A 2,298-nucleotide genomic window follows, 5' to 3' on the forward strand; every position below is an offset into this window, starting at 1 on the left:
CGCTGATAGACCACCAGCCGGCGGGCGACGCGGGCGGCCAGTTCGGCGCCGGCGTGGCGTTCGATCAGGTACAGCGCGAGGTCGATGCCGGTGGTGATGCCGGCGCTGGTGAGTACTGGCCCATCCTCGACGAAGACCCGGTTTACCTCGACCCTGGCCGACGGCGCGGCGGCCTGCAGGGAGTCGATCAGGCTGTGGTGGGTGGTGCAGCGGCGGCCGTCGAGCAGGCCGGCGGCGGCGAGCAGCAGGGCGCCGGAGCAGATGCTGGCGACCTGGCTGTCCGTCTGCAGCGCACTGCGCAGCCAGTCCACCACGGCATGTGCCTCGGGCCGGGTGTAATCCTCGGCTTCGCAGGCGTTGCCGGCGACGATCACCAGGCTGCGCGGTGGCAGGCGCGCCGGTAGCGGCTCGAGGCCGTCGATGGCGATGCCCAGCGAGGTCCGCAGGCTGGCCACCGGCGAACAGCTGTGCAGGGCGATCCTGTCGGCGCTGTCGCCAGCCATCTCGGCGGCCATGCGCAGCGCCTCGGCGGGACCGGCATAGTCGAGCAGCAGCACGTTGGGCGTCAGCACGAACCACACCGAGAGCGTCATGGCCGCGCCTTCGCCCAGGCCAGCAGACGGGTGGCGAAGAGGTTGACCGCCAGGCCGAGCATCAGCAGCGCGGCGCCGGCGTAGTGTAGCGGTTGCAGTGCTTCGTCGAAGACCAGCCAGCCGGTGGTGAGTCCGACCAGCGGGATGAGCAGGCTGAACGGCGCCACCTGGTTGGCCGGATAGCGCGACAGCAGCCGCGTCCACAGGCCGTAGCCGAGCAGCGTTGCCCCCCAGGCGAGGTAGGCGACGGCGGCGAACGACTGCAGGCTGAAGCGGGCGAGCGCCTCGACAATCACCGCCGGGCCTTCGATCGACAGCGACAGCGCAAAAAATGGTAGTGGTGGCACCAGGCTCGCCCAGACGACGAAGGCGAACTGGTTGATCGGCCCGTGGCGGGCAACCGCGCGGGTGACGATATTGCCGGCGGCCCACATCGAAGCCGCCGCCAGGGTGAACAGGAAACCCGCCAGCGGCATCGACGCGCCGTGCGACCAGCCGATCAGCGCCAGGCCGCCGGCCGCCAGGATCAGTCCGGCGAGCTGGCTGCGGCGCCAGCTTTCCTTGAGCCACAGTGCGGCGAAGAGCATGGTGAAGAAAGCCTGTGACTGCAGTACCAGGGATGCCAGCCCGGAGGGCATGCCGAGGTGGATGGCGGTGAACAGGAAGGCGAACTGGCCGACCGAGATGCTCAGGCCGTAGGCCAGATAGAGCCGCAAGGGCAGCTTCGGTGCGCGCAGCAGGAAGACCGCCGGGCAGGCCGCGAGCATGAAGCGCAGGGCGCCGAGCAGCAGGGGCGGCACCTCGGCGACGCCGGTCTTGATGACGGCGAAGTTGACGCCCCAGACGACGACTACCAGCAGCGCCAGAGCGAGGTCGCGCGGGGGCACGCGCTCAGCGCTCCGGTGCTGGCTTGACCGCAGCCACTGCAAGCGTGCTGTCGCGGGGCTTGAAGACGCGCTTGGTGGAAGCGGGATGACCCACCAGCTCGTCCGCCGGACGAATCGGCCGGCGGACAAACTCGCCGCCGCAGTTGGGGCAGCGGCCAGCCAGACTCGTGCGCACGCAGTCGGCGCAGAAAGTGCACTCGAAGGAGCAGATCATCGCCTCGCTCGAGTCGGGCGGCAGGTCGCGATCGCAGCACTCGCAGTTGGGGCGCAGTTCAAGCATGCTCTTCCCCCAGCCTGGCCAGGCAGTCGTCCACGGTGGTCAGGCGCGCGAAGCGTCCGCCGAGCACCAGTTCGGCATGTGCCTTGATTTCCTCCGGCGAATAGACGCGGCCGCTGAGCGGATGCTCCATCGGGAAAGTGAGCGTCGCTTCGCTGACGAAATCGACCTGGTAGCCGATGTCGGACCCGACGCGCGTCGTCGTCTCGCAGCATTGCTCGGTGCGGATGCCGGTAATGATCAGGCGCTCGATGCCGCGGCGGCGCAGCCACAGGTCGAGGCCGGTGTCGGAGAAGGCGTTGTGCGTGTGTTTGAAGAAACACCCATCGGGCGATCCCGGCAGCCAGTCGAGCCCGCGCACGGCGCCCGATGCCTCGGTGAATGGCCCGGCCTGACCGATGTGGAAGATATGAACCACCGGCACGCCGTGCGCCCGGCAGGCCTTGTCGAGGCGCAGAACCGCGGCCTTGAAGGCCGGCAAGTCGGTCTCCGACCAGTAGGGCATCTGACGGAAGGATTCCTGCACATCGATGATGAGCAG

4 protein-coding genes are annotated in these 2,298 nt (G+C 68.9%); all 4 read right to left on the reverse strand.

From position 1 onward, the window contains the following. On the reverse strand, nucleotides 1–593 hold a 593-nt coding region (locus RUW20_RS17565), incomplete at its 3' end, for a DJ-1/PfpI family protein (RefSeq protein WP_313953520.1). Next, the gene (locus RUW20_RS17570) at nucleotides 590–1,480 is read right to left on the reverse strand and encodes an EamA family transporter (RefSeq protein WP_313953521.1); all 891 of its coding nucleotides are present in this window, start codon (nucleotides 1,478–1,480) and stop codon (nucleotides 590–592) included. The genes RUW20_RS17570 and RUW20_RS17565, both read right to left, overlap by 4 nt. Nucleotides 1,481–1,484: 4 nt before the next feature. Then, entirely contained in the window at nucleotides 1,485–1,760 is a 276-nt protein-coding gene (locus RUW20_RS17575) for a DUF1272 domain-containing protein (RefSeq protein ID WP_313953522.1), read from the reverse strand. Continuing rightward, nucleotides 1,753–2,298 (reverse strand): isochorismatase family protein (locus RUW20_RS17580; protein WP_313953523.1); only part of this gene is annotated, 546 nt, incomplete at its 5' end. The genes RUW20_RS17575 and RUW20_RS17580, both read right to left, overlap by 8 nt.

The sequence above is a fragment of the Accumulibacter sp. genome (assembly GCF_032229525.1).
Taxonomy (GTDB): domain Bacteria; phylum Pseudomonadota; class Gammaproteobacteria; order Burkholderiales; family Rhodocyclaceae; genus Accumulibacter.

Bases quoted from the DNA above. Each gene is read 5' to 3' on its own strand.
- RUW20_RS17575 (WP_313953522.1), bottom strand. From the start codon at position 1,760: ATGCTTGAACTGCGCCCCAACTGCGAGTGCTGCGATCGCGACCTGCCG.